Source organism: Streptomyces sp. MK37H (genome assembly GCF_018035285.1).
Classification (GTDB): Bacteria; Actinomycetota; Actinomycetes; order Streptomycetales; family Streptomycetaceae; genus Streptomyces; species Streptomyces endocoffeicus.
This window is the reverse complement of the sequence record NZ_JAAAYH010000191.1, coordinates 1-16,613: the sequence shown is the minus strand read 5'-3', so window position 1 is coordinate 16,613 and position 16,613 is coordinate 1. Positions and strand designations below refer to the sequence as shown.

Here is a 16,613-nt window from a genome sequence, read left to right as displayed (position 1 = left end):
CACCGGGCGGCGTGCGGCGGTCCATGAGGCCCCCTGCGCCTTGTGACCGGCGGGGCCGGGCTGCGGTACTCGTACAGCCCGCCGGGTCCTCCGGAGGGCGACGTCGAGAGCCGTTGTGGAGAGGAACCAGCCTCATGGCCGTACGAGGAAGTCACCGACGCCCCGCATCGCCCAGCCGGGTCTCGCCGCTGTGCGCGGCGCTCACCGCGGGTGGTGTCGGCATCGTCCTGCCGTTCCTCGGCACCGGCGCCGCCCACGCGGCCTCGGCCGACACCTGGAACCTGGTCGCCAAGTGCGAGAGCGGGGGCAACTGGCACATCAACACCGGCAACGGCTACTACGGCGGACTGCAGTTCTCCCAGCACACCTGGGAGGCGTTCGGCGGCACCGCCTACGCCCCGCGGGCCGATCTGGCCTCCAAGGCCCAGCAGATCACCGTGGCGGAGGCGGTGCTGCGCAAACAGGGCCCCGGCGCATGGCCGGTGTGCTCCGTCCGCAGCCGGCTGACCCGGTCCGGTCCACCCGCCGGAGTGGCGAGCCAGAACGCCCACCCCCGCGCCCAGCATCCGGCGAAGCCCAAGAAGTCGGCCAAGTCCGCCGCGAAGTCCCGGGCCCGGCAGCACACCGCCCGGCGCGCGGCGGCGTCCGGCTCCTACACGGTCGTCCGCGGCGACACGCTGTCCCGCATCGCCACGCGTGCGTCCGTCAGGGGTGGCTGGAAGGCGCTGTACCACGCCAACCGCGGAACCGTCGGCCCCAACCCGCATCTGATCCACCCGGGGCAGCGGCTGACCCTGCCCGCGGGCTCCCGGCATCCGCACAAGGCGGCGCCCCGCCACCGCGCCTCGACGATCTCAAGCCACACGGTGGTCCGCAAGACGGCGGCCCGCCCGCATATGGCCCCGGTCAGCGGACCGGTCAGCGCGGGGTACGGCATCCGCGGCTCGCGGTGGGCGAGCGGCCATCACACGGGCGTGGACTTCGCGGTCCCCGTCGGCACCTCCGTGCGCGCGGCCGCCCCGGGCACCGTGGTGGCGGCCGGGTGGGGCGGCGCCTTCGGCTACCAGGTGATCATCCGCCACGCCGACGGGCTCTACACCCACTACGCGCATCTGTCGGCACTGACGGTCCGCACCGGGCAGTCGGTCGAGGCGGGCCACCGGATCGCCCGGTCCGGCAGCACCGGGAACGCCACCGGACCGCAGCTCCACTTCGAGGTCCGCACCGGCCCGCGCTACGGGTCCGACATCGACCCGCTGGCCTATCTGCGCTCCCACGGCGTCAGCGTCTGACGCCGCACACCGGACGCATGGCGTCCGCACGGTCCATCTCCGAGGGGTGGGGGAAGGGGAGGCCGCCCGGGGCACGGCTCGGGCGGCCTCCCGCCATCCGCGCGGGGACCGGTCAGTACCAGATCGCGACGGGCAGCCCGGTCTCCGTCGTCTGAGGCGGATCGGGAAGGCTCCGGGCGGCCCGGAGCGCGATGCGCCGCGCGCTCCAGGCCGCCGCCGCCGCGTCCAGGACGTCGTCGGGCGGCACCCGCCCGGCCGGTCCGAGGTCGTCGGGCAGGACGATGCCCTGGTCCTCCAGCAGCCGGCGGCGCACGGCCTGGCCGCTCCAGCTCTTCTTGCTCCAGGGCACGGGCCGCCCCTCGTCGAGGGCGGCGAAGGAGACCTCGGGATGGACCTCGTACAGCCGGTGGTCGCCCCCGTCGCGGCAGGCGTTGGCCTCGCGCAGCTTCGCGGCCAGCCCCCACGACTGACGGCTCAGCCCCTGACGGGTCAGCCGTCGGCAGACCGCATTGGCGTCGTCGTAGTCGGCCGCCTCCCAGACCTCGCGGGGCGGTACGGAGAAGACCCGGGAGCGGTGCGGGGCCACCAGCGCGGTGGCCAGGGCGTCGGCCTCGCGCCATCCCTCCGCCAGCAGCCCCAGCGGCATGTCGACCGCCACCACGGCGGCGTCCGGAACCCGGCCGAGCAGCTCGCTCAGCGCCTCGGCGGTGTCGGCCCCGGCGAAGCGGCCCTCCTCGTCCAGGGTCACGGCCACCCAGCCGGTGCGGCAGGCGTCCACCCCCACGACGGGCGATTCGGCGCATCCGGGTGCGGGCGGAGTGTGAAAAGCATCGCGACGGGAACCCATGCGCCGTATCCGACCACGCGGATGAGCCGGTACGGGGCCGAACGGCAGGAAAGGACGGCGATGGGCGTACGTACATGGATCCAGGATTGGCCTGTCTACCGCCAGCTGACCGGAAGTGACCCGCTCGGCCGCGGCGCCGCCACCACCTCGGCCGCCACCCGTGGGCAGCGCCCCCGCACCGTCACGGCCGACAAGGTGGTCAAGTCGGTGTGCCCCTACTGCGCGGTGGGGTGCGCCCAGAACGTCTATGTGAAGGACGACCGGGTGGTGCAGATCGAGGGCGACCCCGACTCACCGGTCAGCCGCGGCCGGCTGTGCCCCAAGGGCTCGGCCTCCCTCCAGCTGACCACCGGCGAGTCCCGGCGCCATGAGGTGCTCTACCGCCGCCCGTACGGCACCGACTGGGAGCGGCTGGACCTGGACACCGCGATGGACATGATCGTCGAGCGGGTGATCCGCACCCGCCGCGAGGGCTGGCAGTGGGAGCGGGACGGGGTCGGCGTCAACCGCACCCTGGGGATCGCCAGCCTCGGCGGCGCCACCCTGGACAACGAGGAGAACTACCTCATCAAGAAGTTGCTGACCGGGCTCGGGGTGATCCAGGTGGAGAACCAGGCCCGGGTCTGCCACTCCTCGACCGTGGCCGGGCTCGGCACCTCCTTCGGTCGCGGTGGCGCCACCACCTTTCTGCAGGACCTGCAGAACGCGGACTGCGTCGTGATCGAGGGCTCCAACTTCGCCGAGGCCCATCCCGTGGGCTTCCAGTGGGTGATGGAGGCCAAGGCGCGCGGCGCGAAGGTCATCCATGTCGATCCGCGCTTCAGCCGCACCAGCGCGCTGGCCGATCTGTACGTACCGATCCGGGCCGGCACCGACATCGCCTTCCTCGGCGGCATCATCAACCACGTCCTGACCGGCGGCCACGACTTCCGCGACTATGTCCTGGAGTACACCAACGCGGCGAGCATCGTCGGCGAGGAGTTCGAGGACACCGAGGACCTGGCCGGGATCTTCTCCGGTCTCGACCCGGAGACCGGCCACTACGACATCTCCACCTGGGCTTACGAGGGCGCCGAGGTCCAGGCGCCGCAGGGCGCGCCCGACGAGCTGTACGAGGACCGCACCCGGCGTGGCGCATCCCTGTCGACCGCCGCCTTCTCCGAATCCCACGGCTCCGGCGGCGCGCCCACCTCCGCGCAGGTCCCCACCGACCGGACCCTGCGACATCCGCGCTGCGTCTATCAGATCCTCAAGCGCCACTTCTCCCGCTACACACCCGAGATGGTCGAGGAGACCTGCGGGATTCCCCAGGACACCTTCCTGGAGGTGTGCCGCGCGCTGGTGGAGAACTCCGGCCCGGACCGCACCTCGGAGTTCGTGTACGCCGTCGGCTGGACCCAGCACACCGTGGGCGCCCAGTACATCCGCACCGCGAGCATCCTCCAGCTGCTGCTCGGCAACATCGGCCGCCCCGGCGGCGGCATCCAGGCGCTGCGCGGCCACGCCAGCATCCAGGGCTCCAGCGACATCCCCACCCTGTTCAATGTGCTCCCCGGCTACATCCCGATGCCGCACGCCCACGCCCATGAGGACCTGGACACCTTCGTCGAGGCCATCAAGACCGAGAAGGGCTTCTGGGGCGAGATGCGCTCCTATGTCGTCAGCCTGCTCAAGGCGTACTTCGGCGACGCCGCGCACGCCGACAACGACTACTGCTTCGGCCATCTGCCCCGGCTGACCGGCTCCCACAGCACCTACCACACGGTGAAGGAGATGCTGGACGGAGTCTGCAAGGGCTACTTCCTGATGGGTGAGAACCCCGCCGTGGGCTCGGCCAACACCAAGATGCAGCGGCTGGGCATGGCCAACCTGGACTGGCTGGTGGTCCGCGACTTCTCCCTCATCGAGTCCGCCACGTGGTGGAAGGACGGGCCGGAGATCGAGACCGGCGAGCTGCGCACCGAGGACATCGCCACCGAGGTGTTCTTCTTTCCCGCCGCCGCCCACACCGAGAAGTCCGGCTCCTTCACCAACACCAACCGGATGCTGCAGTGGCATTTCGCCGCCAAGGAGCCGGACGGCGAGGCGCGCAGCGATCTGTGGTTCATGTACCACCTGGGGCGGCGGATCAAGGAGCGGCTGAAGGACTCCACCGACCCGATGGACCGGGCCATCCAGGACCTGGCCTGGTCCTACCCCACCGAGGGACCGCGGGACGAGCCCAGCGCCGAGGCGATCCTGGCCGAGATCAACGGCCAGGACGCGCGCGGCGAGCCGCTCAGCGCGTACACCCAGCTGAAGGACGACGGCTCCACCTCCTGCGGCTGCTGGATCTACTGCGGGGTGTACGCCGACGGCGTCAACCAGGCCGCCCGCCGCACACCGCACACCGAGCAGGACTGGATCGCCGCCGAATGGGCCTGGGCCTGGCCCGCCAACCGCCGCATCCTCTACAACCGCGCCTCGGCCGACCCCGACGGCAAGCCGTGGAGCGAGCGCAAGGCGCTGGTGTGGTGGGATGCCGAGCGGGGGCGGTGGACCGGCCATGACATCCCGGACTTCATCCCCGACCGGGCGCCCTCCTACCGGCCGCCCGATGACGCCCGGGGCCCGGACGCGCTCAGCGGAGTGGATCCGTTCATCATGCAGGCCGACGGCAAGGGGTGGCTGTACGCCCCGGCCGGGCTGGTGGACGGTCCGATGCCGACGCACTACGAGCCGCAGGACTCGCCGGTGCGCAATCCCCTCTACCCGGAGCAGCAGCGCAACCCGGCCCGGGAGGTGATCCCCGATGAGCACAACGCCTTCCACCCCAGCGGGGGCGAACCGGGCAGCGAGGTGTTCCCGTACATGATCACCACCTATCGGCTCACCGAGCACTTCACGGCGGGCGGGATGAGCCGCTGGACGCCGTATCTGGCCGAGCTGCAGCCGGAGTTCTTCTGCGAGGTCTCCCCCGAGCTGGCCGGTGAGCGACATCTGGAGCACACCGGATGGGCGACGCTGATCAGCGCGCGCGGGGTGATCGAGGCCCGGGTGATGGTCACCGAGCGGATGTCCCCCATCAGGGCCGGGGGCCGCACGGTGCATCAGATCGGGCTGCCGTACCACTGGGGTCCCAATGGCTACACCCGCGGGGACGCCGCCAATGAACTGTCCGCCATCGCCCTCGACCCGAACGTCCACATCCAGGAGGTGAAGGCGCTGAGCGCCGACATCCGTCCCGGCCGCCGCCCCCGCGGCCCGGAGCTGACGGCCCTGCTCGAAGACTACCGGCGGCGCGCCGGCATCACGGTGCGGACCGGAACGGAGGTGCGGGGATGACCGACACCTCGAAGCGCTCATCGCTGATCGGCCGCAATCTGCTCGCCGGAGCCGAACCGGACGTCGCCGGGGACGCCGGGCACGAGGACCATCCGCCCCGGGTCGGCTTCTTCACCGACACCTCGGTGTGCATCGGCTGCAAGGCGTGCGAGGTGGCGTGCAAGGAGTGGAACGCCGTCCCGGAGGACGGGCTGGACTTCACCGGCATGTCCTTCGACAACACCCAGGGCCTCTCCGCCTCCACCTGGCGCCATGTGGCCTTCATCGAGCAGAACAAGCCGCTGGGCCGGGCCGGGACGGGCGTCGACCACGGCGATGTCGATGTGCTGGCCCTCGCGGCGCAGGGCTCCGGGACCCCGGTGGAGGAGGCGGCGGTCACCCCCACCTCCCCGGCGTCCCCGTCCGACGGCGGGCAGCACGGGCTGCGGTGGCTGATGTCCTCGGACGTGTGCAAGCACTGCACCCACGCGGCGTGCCTGGACGTGTGTCCGACCGGTGCGCTGTTCCGCACCGAGTTCGGGACCGTGGTGGTCCAGGACGACGTCTGCAACGGCTGCGGCTACTGCGTGCCCGCCTGTCCGTACGGGGTCATCGACGTACGGCCCGAGGACGGCGGGGCCCACAAGTGCACCCTGTGCTACGACCGGCTGGGCGCCGGCCAGGAACCCGCGTGCGCCAAGGCGTGCCCCACCGACTCCATCCAGTTCGGCCCCCTGGACGAGCTGCGCGAGCGCGCCGCCGCCCGGGTCGAGGAGCTGCACCGGGTGGGCGTCGAGGACGCGCGGCTGTACGGACACGACCCGGAGGACGGCGTCGGCGGCGACGGCGCCTTCTTCCTGCTGCTGGACGAGCCGGAGGTGTACGGGCTGCCGCCGGACCCGGTCGTCACCACCCGGGATCTGCCCTCGATGTGGCGGCACGCGGGTACCGCGGCCCTGTCCCTGCTCGGCGGCGTGGCCGCCGTGTTCGCGGCCCAGGCCGGCGTGAGCGGGCGCCGTACCGGAAGGAGGCGCTGATGAGCGAGTCGGACGTCACCCGTGACGGCGTCCGCGGCGCCCGGCCGGGCCGGGACGCGCAGGTCGGCAAGGGGATGGGGGACGGCAGGCGACGCGGCCGCAAGGGCGGGAAGGGCCACAAGGGCGAGCAGTCGATGGTCCCCCGGGCGGAGTTCACCTCCTACTACGGGCGGCCGGTGCTCAACCCGCCCACCTGGAGCCCCCTGGACATCGCGGGCTACTTCTTCCTCGGCGGGCTCGCGGGCGCCGGGTCGGTGCTCGCGGCGGGCGCCGAACTGACCGGCCGTCCGGTCATGGCCCGCGCGCTCAAGGTGTCCTCGATCGCCGCCCTGACCGGTTCCACCGCCGCCCTGATCCACGACCTCGGGCGCCCCGGGCGGTTCGCCAATATGCTGCGGGTCTTCAAGCCCACCTCGCCGATGAGCGTCGGCTCATGGCTGCTGGCGGCCTACGGCCCGATGGCCGGGGCGGCCGCCGCTTCGGACCTGGCCGGGCGGCTGCCGCGGGCCGGCCGGGCGGCCACGGTGGGGGCGGCGCTGCTGGGTCCTGCGGTGGCCTCGTACACGGCGGTGCTGGCCGCCGACACGGCCGTCCCGGCATGGCACGACGGCTATCGCGAGCTGCCGTTCGTCTTCGTCGGCTCGGCGGCCATGGCGGCGGGCGGTATGGCCCTGCTGGCCTCGCCGGTCGCCGAGAACGCCCCGGCGCGGGGCGTGGCGCTGCTCGGCACGGCGGTGGAGACCGCCGCCGTCAAGGCCATGGAACGGCGGCTCGGGGTGGTCGCCGAGACCTACCGCGAGGGCCGGGCGGGCAAGCTGATGCGCGCCGCCGAGGCGCTTTCGGTGGCGGGCGCGCTCGGCGGCGCCCTCCTCGGCCGCCGCAGCCGTCCCGCCGCGGCCCTCGGCGGCGCGGCCCTGCTGGCGGCCTCCGCGTGCACCCGTTTCGGGGTGTTCCACGCCGGGATGCGGTCGGCGGAGGACCCGAAGTACACGGTCCTGCCCCAGCGGGAACGGCTCGACGCGCGGCGGGAGCGGCCGGAGGACGACTGACCCGCCGCCCGGAGCGTCGAGGGGCTATCGCTTGGCCGAAGGCGACGGCGGGGTTGCCTTGGGCGAGGTTGCCTTGGGCGAGGTTGCCTTGGGCGAGGTTGCCTTGGGCGAGGTTGCGTTGGGCGAGGTTGCCTTGGGCGAGGCCGACGGTGAGGCGGGCGCCGTGCCGCCGCCGGGGTTCGGCCCGTAGGCGTCCAGGAAGCGGTCGCGGAAGGAACTCATCTTCCACACCGGGGCCTTCCCGCCCGGCATCAGACCGTCGTCCCAGCCCCAGTGGGAGATCCGGTCCAGCACCGCCTTGTCGTGCGCGACGATCGCCACCGGCACGTCCCGGCTGGCGTTGTCGCCGCTGACCCGGGCGAGGGGCTGGTGGTCACCGAGGAAGACCAGCACCGTGTTCTTGTTGCCGTACTTCAGCACATAGTCGATGAGGCTGTTGACCGAGTACTGGATGGACCTACCGTACTCGGTCTTCACCTTGTTGGGGTCGGTGAACACATCCGCCGGCTTCTTGCCCGCCTTCTGGATGGCCTTGTAGACCGAGCCGTCGCCGACCTGGCTCCAGGGGATCGTCTTGGGGATGGGCGCCCAGGGCTGGTGGCTGGAGGTCAGGATGATCTCCGACATCAGCGGCTTGTCGCGCTTCTTGCCGTGCTCCAGGCGCTGGAACGCCTTCAGGGTGTACTGGTCGGGCATGGTCGACCAGCTGAACTTCGGGCCCTTGTAGCCGAGGTCGCGGGAGTCGTAGACGTGGTCGAGGCCGTAGAACTTGCCCTCCGGCCAGCCCTTGGTGACACCCGGCATGATGCCGACGGTCCGCCAGGCGCCGGTGCGCTGGAAGGCGCGGGTGATGGACATGTGGTCGCCCGCGGTGACGGTGCGGTAGCGGTTCTGGTTGTCGATCCACAGGCCGGTGAGGAAAGTGGAGTGGCCCAGCCAGCTGCTGCCACCGTACGTGGCCGAGGTGAGCCAGCCGCTCTTGGCGGCGAATCCGGCCTTGCCCAGCCGCTTGGTGGCGTTCTTGAGCGTCTTGTCGACACCAGGTGCGATCGCCGGGTCCTCGATGGCCGAGCGGCCGTAGCTCTCGATGAAGGTGATCATCATGTCCTTGCCGCGCAACCCGGTCAGCAACTGGTCGCCGGGGGTGTCGCCATAGGTGTCCACGGCGGCCACCTTGGCGAACTCCCGCTCGTCCTTGAGGGTCTTGCGCACCCGCTCCGCCCGGTCCTGCACCAGCGCGGTGGTGCTCCTGGACGCGAACGGCGCCCCTGCCACCTGCACCCCGAGCGCCGCGCACATCACCCAGACGGTGCCGAGCACCAGGGTGGTGCGGGTGGCCACGGCGGTGTTCCGCGCCATGACGTTGCTGACCCGCAGGACGGCGAGCGCCATCAGGACGAGCAGGGCGACGGCGAGCACCACGACCCCGATCACGGTGACGGTGGCGGCCGTCCCGCCGACCGAGTCCTTGAGGTAGGACTCGGCGTCGTCCAGCAGTATCCAGTCGAGCACCACGTTGAACCCACGGCCGAGGAACTCGTTGAAGCCGATGTCGAGAAGGTTCAGGATGGTCAGCGCCCCGAGGGCCGCCCCGGCGAGCACCGCCACCACCCGCCGCGCCATCGTCGGCAGCATGAGCAGCAGCGTGGCACCGAAGATCCCCTCCACCGGGATGCGCATGAAGGCGCTGGGTTCCACGAGGGCGAGTTTGGTCGGCAGGAGGAGGGCGATGAACACGAGGGCGAGGGACAGTCCCGTGACCGTCCACGCCACCGTCCGTGCCACGACGGGGTACTTGGCCCGCCAGCCCTTGCGGGCGGGGACCGCGTCGGGGGCGGTGCCGGCCAGCGGGCCGGTCACGGTGGTCTCGTCCGGGTCCTCCGCCTCCTCCGCATCGCCGGGCGGCTCGGGGGACATGTCGTGTCCCGCGGAGCCGCCGGCGTCCGCGACCGTGTCCGTGTCCTGGGCGGTGTCCGCGTCCGCGGCGGCGTCCGCCGCCCGGGCGGGGGCCGTATCCCGCTCCCCGGCGTGATCCCGCCCCTGGGCGGGGACTTCCGGCGTGCGCTCAGGTGGACCCTCCGGTGACGGGCCCTCCGTCAGGCCCTCCTCCGTGATTCCCTTGTCCGTTTCCGACCGCTGACGAGAGCTCGATTGGCGCGACAACCCGAAGGTCCTTCCCTGCGAAGCCCGGTGGTGGCACGGCGGACCCGGCTCGGGTGGCCGGGCCCGTCGTTATCCGTACGGCGTGCCGGGGGTCCGCGTTCAATCACCTGGCACTTTTCCCGGCGCCTTCCGCCCCTCGCGAGTGCGCCCGCCCCGACGCTACGCTGCATCCCTCACATGGATGTGAAGTGAGGGGGACCCGCGCATGCGCATCGGAGAGCTGTCGGAGCGCACCGGCACACCGCGCCGGCTGCTGCGCTACTACGAGGAGCAGGGGCTGATCCTGCCCGACCGCTGCGCGAACGGCTACCGCTCGTACGACGAGCGGCTCGTCGACCGGGTGCTGCAGATCAGGGGCCTGCTCGACGCCGGGCTGCCCACCCGCATCATCAAGCAGATCCTGCCGTGTCTCGACAAGCCCCGGCTCATTCACTTCTCCGATGCCACACCGGAGATGATCGCCACGCTGGAGAACGAGCGGGACCGCATGACCCGGCGCATCGACTGCCTGACCCGCAACCGGGACGCGGTCTCCGAGTATCTTGACGCCGTGATCGGTAACCACACCACCAGCTGAACCACCGGGGGAGCCCGCGATGACCGTCCGCCGTGTCGTACCCAACGTCCGGTCCGAAGCGATGCGGGAGAACCGGGAGTTCTACGGTCTCCTGGGCCTCGAGGAGGTGATGAACCTCGGCTGGGTCATGACCCTCGCCTCCCCCGACAACCCCACGGCCCAGATCGGCGTGATGACCGACGACAGGACCGGGCCGGTGGTCCCCGATCTGAGCATCGAGGTGGACGACGTGGACGCGGCCTACGCGGCGATGCGCGACAGCGGCGCCGAGATCGTCCACCCCCTGCGCGACGAGGAGTGGGGCGTCCGCCGCTTCTTCGTCCGCGACCCCAACGGGCGGGTGATCAATGTGCTCACCCACCGCCAGGAGCCCGAGGAGGTGGACGGATGAGCCACATCGAGATCAACGGATCGCCCGCCACCGCGGACACCCTGCGGCTGCCCGCGCTCACCAGCTACGGGCACTTCACGGCCATGCAGATCAGGGACGCCCGGGTCCGGGGCCTCGATCTCCATCTCGAGCGGCTGCGCTCGGCGACCCGGGAACTGTTCGGCGGCGACCTCGACGAGGCGCGCGTACGGGCGGACATCCGGCACGCCCTGGAGGGCGCCGGGGTCCGGGACGCCTCGCTCCGGGTCTATGTCTACTGGCCCGAGGGCGACGAGCGGGCCACCCTGATGGTCACGGTGCGTCCCCCGCAGACAATGGCCACGGAGCCGAAGTCCGTGATGTCGGTCCCCTACGTCCGGGAGGTCCCCCACATCAAGCATCTGGGCGGCTTCGGCCAGCACCACTACCTCACCGCGGCACACCGCGCCGGACACGACGAGGCTCTCCTGACCGACCCGCAGGGCGTGGTGGCCGAGGGCGCGATCACCAATATCGCCTTCTGGGACGGCTCGTCCGTGATCTGGCCGGACGCCCCCTCACTGCTCGGCATCACCATGGCCCTGCTCGCCCCGCGCCTGCCCTCGGCCCGCCGCCGCGTCACCCTCGCCGACCTCTCCTCCTACCGGTCGGCGTTCCTCACCAACTCACAGGGGTTCGCGCCGGTGCGGCGGATCGACGAGGTGGAGTACGCGGTCGACGCGGAGCTGACGCGGCGGGTGGGCGCGGCGTACGACGCGGTGGAGTGGGACGCGATCTGATGATGCCGGGCGCCGCCACTAGCGGTCTCCCCGGGAGGCGGTGCGCCGGGCGCTGTCGCGGCGGGGCCGCAGGGGAGCGTCCTCGTCGCTGAAGAGCTCGGGGTGCCTGGCGCGGATCTTCTCCACATCGCTGAAGACCAGCCGCAGATGGGAGCGCAGCGACTCATCGGCCCGGTCCAGATCGCCCGCCTCCAGCAGGTCGACCACCTCGCGGTGCTGGCCGATGAGCAGGGACATCTGCTGGGTCATCGGCAGTGACAGCCTGCGGGCCCGGTCCAGCTGGGCCTTGGCCTGGCTGACGACCGGCCAGGCCGAGGCGTGGCCGCTCACCGCCATCAGCCGGGCGTGGAACTCCTCGTCCAGCTGGAAGAAACCCTCCATGTCGGACTGGCGGTCGGCCTCCTCCTGCGCGGTGAGCAGGACCCGCAGCTCGGCCACGTCCCGCGCGCCGGCCTTGCCGACGGCCTCCCGCAGCGCGGCGCACTCCAGTGCCTCCCGGATGAACTGGGCGGAGGCCACATCGCGCTCCCGGATGCGCGAGACGAACGTGCCCATCTGGGGGTAGATGTCCACCAGCCCCTCGTCGGCGAGCAGGATCAGGGACTCGCGGACGGGGGTGCGGCTCACCCCGAGCTCGGCCGCCAGATCGTTCTCCGAGACGGCGGAGCCGGGCTCCAGCTCCAGGCCGACGATGCGCGAACGCAGCACCTCATGGACCAGCTGCCGGGTGTTGCGCCCCCGGGAGCGTGCCGCGTTCAGTCCCTCCGCCGATGCCATCTGACCCCTTCCGAACCCTTGACTCCAGTTGCTGACGTACTTGTATGGTAGCCGACCGACAGCCCGGACTCCACCCCGGGAGCCCGCTCAGTAAGGAGCACGCGCGCATGGCCACGATCACGGAGGCCAAGGTCATCGTCACCTCGCCGGGGCGCAATTTCGTGACCCTGAAGGTGACCACCTCCGACGGCGTGACCGGTCTCGGTGACGCGACCCTGAACGGCCGCGAGCTCGCGGTCGCCTCCTATCTGGAGGACCACCTCGTACCCCTGCTGATCGGGCGCGACCCCGCCCGCATCGAGGACACCTGGCACTACCTCTACAAGGGGGCCTACTGGCGCCGCGGCCCGGTGACCATGACCGCCATATCGGCCGTGGACACCGCGCTGTGGGACATCAAGGGCAAGGTCGCGGGCCTTCCGGTGTACGAGCTGCTGGGCGGCAAGGCCCGCGAGGGCGCCCTCGTCTACGGCCACGCCAGCGGCGGCGACGTCCCCGAGTTGCTGGACGACGTGGCCCGCTTCCAGGAGATGGGCTACCGCGCTATCCGCGCCCAGGCCGCCGTCCCCGGCTCCCCGGGCACCTACGGCATCCGCCACGGCACCGTCGCCACCGTCTACGAGCCCGCCACCGGCGCGCTGCCCGAGGAGCAGCCGTGGTCCACCGAGGCGTATCTGGACTTCGCACCCCGCTATCTGGAGGCGGTCCGCGAGCGGTTCGGCTTCGGCTTCCACCTGCTGCACGACGTCCACCACCGGCTCACCCCCACCGAGGCGGGGCGGCTCGGCCGCAGCCTGGAGGAGGTGCGGCTGTTCTGGATGGAGGACCCCACCCCCGCCGAGCTCCAGGAGTCCTTCCGCCAGATCCGGCAGTCCACCACCACCCCGATCGCGGTCGGCGAGGTCTTCAACTCCATCTGGGACTGCCAGCAGCTCATCACCGAGCGGCTCATCGACTACATCCGCGCCTCGGTCGTGCACGCCGGCGGCATCACCCATCTGCGGCGGATCTTCCACCTCGCCGAGCTGTACCAGGTGCGCACCGGTTCGCACGGCGCCACCGACCTGTCCCCGGTGAGCATGTCGGCGGCCGTCCACCTCGATGTCACCGTGCCCAACTTCGGCATCCAGGAGTACATGGCGCACGACCCGCTCACCCACGAGGTGTTCCGGCCGACCTACGAGCTGATCGACGGCGCCCTGCACCCCTCGGCCGCGCCCGGCCTCGGCATCGAGTTCGATGAGGAGGCGGCCGCCCGCTTCCCGTACGACCCGAAGTACCTCCCGGTGAGCCGCCGTACCGACGGGTCGGTGCACGACTGGTGACCGCCGACTCCCCGCGGCGCCTGTCGCTGGCCACCCTGCCCCGCGTCCCCGCCGAGAGCCGCCCGCGCACCGACCCGCGGGCGCTGCGCCCCCGGATCGTGCACCTGGGCATCGGCGCCTTCCACCGCGCCCACCAGGCCCTCTACACCGAAGCCGCCGAGGCCGCGCACGGCGGCGGCTGGGGCATCGCCGGTGTCACCCAGCGCAGCCGGTCCGTCGTGGACGCGCTGCGCCCACAGGACGGGCTGTACTCGTTCACCGAACGGCGCCCCAACGGCCCGGCCACCCGCGTGGTCGGCACCGTGACCGAGGTGCTGCACGCCACCGACGACGGCGCCCGGCTCGGCGCGCTCCTCGCCTCCCCCGAGGTCACCGTCGTCACCCTCACCGTCACCGAGAAGGGCTACCGGCGCGACGCCGCCACCGGCGGACTCGCCCTGGACGACCCGCTGATCCGGGGCGACCTGGCGGGGCGGCCCGCGCCCGCGAGCGTGGCCGGGCAGCTCGCCGCGGGGCTGCGCGCCCGGCTGCGGGCCGGCGGCGCCCCGGTGTCGCTGGTCTCCTGCGACAACATGGCCGACAACGGCGCGGTACTGCGGCGCCTGGTACGGGAGTTCATCGCCGCCACCGCATGGGACGACCGAGACCGCCTGCTGGACTGGATCACCGGCTCGGTCGCCTTCCCCGCCACCGTCGTCGACCGCATCGTCCCCGCCACCACCGACACCGACCGGCGGACCGCCGCCCGCGCCCTGACCGTGGACGACGCGGGCGCGGTCACCGGCGAACCGTTCACCCAGTGGGTGCTCCAGGACATCTTCGCCGCCGACCGCCCGCACTGGGAGGCGGCCGGGGTTCGCTTCGTCCCCGATGTGAGCCCCTACCAGCTCGCCAAGCTCCGGCTGCTCAACGGCTCCCACTCGCTCATCGCGTACCTCGGGCTCGCGGGCGGGTGCGAGACCGTCGCCGATGTCCTGGCCACCCCCTGGGGCGAGGAGACCGTACGCGCCTACTGCGCCGAGGCCGCGCAGAGCCTGCCGCCCACCGAGGGGCTGGACCTCCCCGCCTACATCGACAGCCTGGTGGACCGCTTCGCCAACCCCGCGATGCACCACCGCATCCAGCAGATCGCCATGGACGGATCCCAGAAGATCCCCGAACGGTGGCTCGCCCCGCTGCGCGAACTGCGCGCCGCCGGACGGGACACCCCGCTCCTGGCCACCGCCCTCGCCGCCTGGGCCCGCCTCACCCGCGACCACCCCCTGGACGATCCCCGGGCCGAGGAGCTGCGCCGCGCCTGGGACGGCCCGCGCACCGAGGCCCCGCGCCGGCTGCTGCGGCTACTGGGCGCCGAGGACCTCGCCGACGACACCGCCCTCGTCGCGTCCGTACGGGCGGAGCTGGACCCCCGCGCCCGGCCACCGCGCTGACCCCACGCACCACCCCTTCAAAGGAGAGCCGCCTTGAAGACCCCCAGAGCCGTCCCCGCCACCGACCAGCACTCCCCAGCCCAGGACGAGGCCACGACCGGGCCACCGCGCCCCCGCGGGCTGCGCCACAACACCCGCTGGCTGATGGTCTTCCTCTGCTTCCTGGGCATGACCGTCAACTACGTCGACCGCGCCACCATCTCCATCTCCCTGCCCTATATGACCGATGACCTGCACATCGGCCCCGAGTGGCAGGGCGTCATCCTCAGCATGTTCTTCGTGACCTACGCGCTGGGCCAACTGCCCGCCGGGGCGCTCATCGACCGCTACGGCGAGAAGCGCATGTTCGCCATCGGCGGGCTGATCTGGTCACTGGTCACCGTGGGCACCGGATTCGTCCGGGGCATCGGCAGCCTCCTCTTCGCCCGCCTCGCCCTCGGCGCGGGCGAGGCCCCCGCGTACCCCTCGTGCGCCAAGTCCGTCTCCCGCTGGTTCCCGGTCCGCGAACGGGCCCTGGCCAACAGCGTCTGGGACAACGGCGCCCGCGCCGGCACCGCCGTCGCCGCCCCCGTCGTGACCGCGCTGATCGCCTGGCAGGGCTGGCGGATGGCGTTCTGGGTCACCGGCGCCGTGGCCCTGCTGTGGGTGGCGCTGTGGCTCAAGGCCTACCGCGAGCCCTCGGCGCGCGGCGGGCTCAGCGCCGAGGAACGCGCCTACGTCATGGCGGGCGGCGCCCGGCTCGAGGGGAACCCCGCCGAGGAGACGACGGCGCCGGAGGAGCCCGCCGTCCGCTGGCGCGACCTGTTCCGCCACCGCACGGTCTGGGGCATGATGATCGGCTTCTTCTGCCTCAACTACGTCATCTACTTCTTCATCACCTGGTTCCCCAGCTACCTCGTCGACGCCCGCGGCTTCGACCTGCTCAAACTGGGCTTCTACGGCGCCCTGCCCGGCATCGTCGCCATCGGCGGCAGCCTGCTCGGCGGCTGGACCAGCGACACCCTGCTGCGCCGCGGCTGGTCGGTGAGCCGGGCCCGCAAGACCTGTCTGGTGTGCGGAATGCTCTTCTCCTCCGTCATCGCCTTCGCCGTGCTCGTCCCCAGCGCCCTGTGGGCCCTGGCCCTGCTGTCCGTCAGCTACGCCAGCCTGGCCTTCTCCGCCGCCTCGGTGGCCAGCCTGCCCGCCGACGTCGCGCCCACCCCGCGCCATGTCGCCTCGCTCGGCGGCATCCAGAACTTCGCCTCCAACCTCGCCGGAGTGCTCGGCTCGACCACCACCGGTCTGCTGCTGGGCTTCTTCCACCACTCCTTCGTCGCCCCGCTGATGCTGTCCGGCGCGCTGTGCATCGTCGGCGCCCTCACCTACGGCCTGGTCATCAAGCGCGTCGAACCGCTGCGGCTGACCGCCGCCTGAGCCCACGACCGCACATCCGTCACATACCTGGAGAACCATCCCGATGAACGACGCCACCGCCGCGATCCTGCACGGCCCGAAGGATGTGCGCATCGAGCGGCACCCGATTCCCCAACCCGCCCCCGGCGAGGTCCTGGTGGAGATCGGCGCGGTCGGGCTGTGCGGCTCCGATCTGCACTACTACGCCCACGGCGAGAACGGCCCCAATCTGCTCCGCTCCCCCACCGCGCTCGGCCACGAGGCGGCCGGAA

The 16,613-nt window shown here is 72.0% G+C and carries 14 protein-coding genes; 11 read left to right on the top strand and 3 right to left on the bottom strand.

From position 1 onward, the window contains the following. The first annotated feature begins 134 nt into the window (after window positions 1–134). The gene (locus GWI24_RS24860; protein ID WP_210948136.1) at window positions 135–1,292 is read left to right on the top strand and encodes a transglycosylase family protein; all 1,158 of its coding nucleotides are present in this window, start codon (window positions 135–137) and stop codon (window positions 1,290–1,292) included. Window positions 1,293–1,404: 112 nt separating this feature from the next. On the opposite strand, the gene GWI24_RS24855 is transcribed toward GWI24_RS24860, so the two are convergent. Further along, window positions 1,405–2,139, bottom strand: a complete 735-nt coding sequence (locus GWI24_RS24855; RefSeq protein ID WP_210948135.1) for a DUF429 domain-containing protein — start codon at window positions 2,137–2,139, stop codon at window positions 1,405–1,407. Between the two features lie 60 nt (window positions 2,140–2,199). Here GWI24_RS24855 and fdh point away from each other — a divergent pair, with 60 nt between their 5' ends. Genes fdh through nrfD form a run of 3 tightly spaced genes read left to right on the top strand, consistent with a single transcriptional unit; the run spans window position 2,200 to window position 7,528 of the window. Then, complete coding sequence (gene fdh / locus GWI24_RS24850) at window positions 2,200–5,463, top strand: formate dehydrogenase (protein WP_210948134.1); 3,264 nt, start codon at window positions 2,200–2,202, stop codon at window positions 5,461–5,463. Next, on the top strand, window positions 5,460–6,479 hold the full coding sequence (locus GWI24_RS24845; protein ID WP_210948133.1) for a 4Fe-4S dicluster domain-containing protein: 1,020 nt from the start codon (window positions 5,460–5,462) through the stop codon (window positions 6,477–6,479). The genes fdh and GWI24_RS24845 overlap by 4 nt, the downstream gene beginning before the upstream one ends. Beyond that, window positions 6,479–7,528, top strand: a complete 1,050-nt coding sequence (gene nrfD, locus GWI24_RS24840; protein WP_210948132.1) for an NrfD/PsrC family molybdoenzyme membrane anchor subunit — start codon at window positions 6,479–6,481, stop codon at window positions 7,526–7,528. Before GWI24_RS24845 ends, nrfD begins: the two co-directional genes overlap by 1 nt. A 24-nt stretch (window positions 7,529–7,552) precedes the next feature. On the opposite strand, the gene GWI24_RS24835 is transcribed toward nrfD, so the two are convergent. Then, a complete protein-coding gene (locus tag GWI24_RS24835) occupies window positions 7,553–9,691 on the bottom strand; it encodes a sulfatase-like hydrolase/transferase (protein ID WP_247616846.1) in 2,139 nt (712 codons plus the stop codon). Window positions 9,692–9,896: 205 nt separating this feature from the next. Here GWI24_RS24835 and GWI24_RS24830 point away from each other — a divergent pair, with 205 nt between their 5' ends. From GWI24_RS24830 to GWI24_RS24820, 3 genes are read left to right on the top strand one after another with little or no spacing between them, the layout of a single operon-like run. After that, window positions 9,897–10,268, top strand: a complete 372-nt coding sequence (locus GWI24_RS24830) for a MerR family transcriptional regulator (protein ID WP_210948131.1) — start codon at window positions 9,897–9,899, stop codon at window positions 10,266–10,268. Window positions 10,269–10,287: 19 nt separating this feature from the next. Further along, complete coding sequence (locus GWI24_RS24825; RefSeq protein WP_210948130.1) at window positions 10,288–10,659, top strand: VOC family protein; 372 nt, start codon at window positions 10,288–10,290, stop codon at window positions 10,657–10,659. Then, entirely contained in the window at window positions 10,656–11,417 is a 762-nt protein-coding gene (locus tag GWI24_RS24820; protein ID WP_210948129.1) for an aminotransferase class IV family protein, read from the top strand. The genes GWI24_RS24825 and GWI24_RS24820 overlap by 4 nt, the downstream gene beginning before the upstream one ends. Before the next feature lie 18 nt (window positions 11,418–11,435). Here the strand turns inward: GWI24_RS24820 and GWI24_RS24815 are convergent, their stop codons facing one another. Continuing rightward, a complete protein-coding gene (locus GWI24_RS24815) occupies window positions 11,436–12,194 on the bottom strand; it encodes a GntR family transcriptional regulator (protein ID WP_210948128.1) in 759 nt (252 codons plus the stop codon). A 107-nt stretch (window positions 12,195–12,301) separates the two neighbouring features. Here GWI24_RS24815 and manD point away from each other — a divergent pair, with 107 nt between their 5' ends. The 4 genes from manD to GWI24_RS24795 all read left to right on the top strand — a co-directional run. Next, a complete protein-coding gene (gene manD, locus GWI24_RS24810) occupies window positions 12,302–13,519 on the top strand; it encodes a D-mannonate dehydratase ManD (protein WP_210948127.1) in 1,218 nt (405 codons plus the stop codon). Beyond that, a complete protein-coding gene (locus GWI24_RS24805) occupies window positions 13,516–14,949 on the top strand; it encodes a mannitol dehydrogenase family protein (RefSeq protein WP_210948126.1) in 1,434 nt (477 codons plus the stop codon). Before manD ends, GWI24_RS24805 begins: the two co-directional genes overlap by 4 nt. A gap of 33 nt (window positions 14,950–14,982) precedes the next feature. Continuing rightward, window positions 14,983–16,362 (top strand): MFS transporter, encoded by a 1,380-nt coding sequence (locus tag GWI24_RS24800; protein WP_210948125.1) that lies wholly within the window; start codon window positions 14,983–14,985, stop codon window positions 16,360–16,362. 43 nt (window positions 16,363–16,405) lie between these two features. Then, on the top strand, window positions 16,406–16,613 hold a 208-nt coding region (locus GWI24_RS24795; RefSeq protein ID WP_210948124.1), incomplete at its 3' end, for an alcohol dehydrogenase catalytic domain-containing protein.

Excerpts from the sequence above, each read along its gene's own strand:
- GWI24_RS24860 (WP_210948136.1), top strand. The coding sequence starts at position 135 with ATGGCCGTACGAGGAAGTCACCGACGCCCCGCATCGCCCAGCCGGGTC.
- nrfD (WP_210948132.1), top strand. The coding sequence starts at position 6,479 with ATGAGCGAGTCGGACGTCACCCGTGACGGCGTCCGCGGCGCCCGGCCG.
- GWI24_RS24815 (WP_210948128.1), bottom strand. The coding sequence starts at position 12,194 with ATGGCATCGGCGGAGGGACTGAACGCGGCACGCTCCCGGGGGCGCAAC.
- GWI24_RS24830 (WP_210948131.1), top strand. The coding sequence starts at position 9,897 with ATGCGCATCGGAGAGCTGTCGGAGCGCACCGGCACACCGCGCCGGCTG.
- fdh (WP_210948134.1), top strand. The coding sequence starts at position 2,200 with ATGGGCGTACGTACATGGATCCAGGATTGGCCTGTCTACCGCCAGCTG.
- GWI24_RS24855 (WP_210948135.1), bottom strand. The coding sequence starts at position 2,139 with ATGGGTTCCCGTCGCGATGCTTTTCACACTCCGCCCGCACCCGGATGC.
- GWI24_RS24825 (WP_210948130.1), top strand. The coding sequence starts at position 10,288 with ATGACCGTCCGCCGTGTCGTACCCAACGTCCGGTCCGAAGCGATGCGG.
- manD (WP_210948127.1), top strand. The coding sequence starts at position 12,302 with ATGGCCACGATCACGGAGGCCAAGGTCATCGTCACCTCGCCGGGGCGC.
- GWI24_RS24845 (WP_210948133.1), top strand. The coding sequence starts at position 5,460 with ATGACCGACACCTCGAAGCGCTCATCGCTGATCGGCCGCAATCTGCTC.
- GWI24_RS24820 (WP_210948129.1), top strand. The coding sequence starts at position 10,656 with ATGAGCCACATCGAGATCAACGGATCGCCCGCCACCGCGGACACCCTG.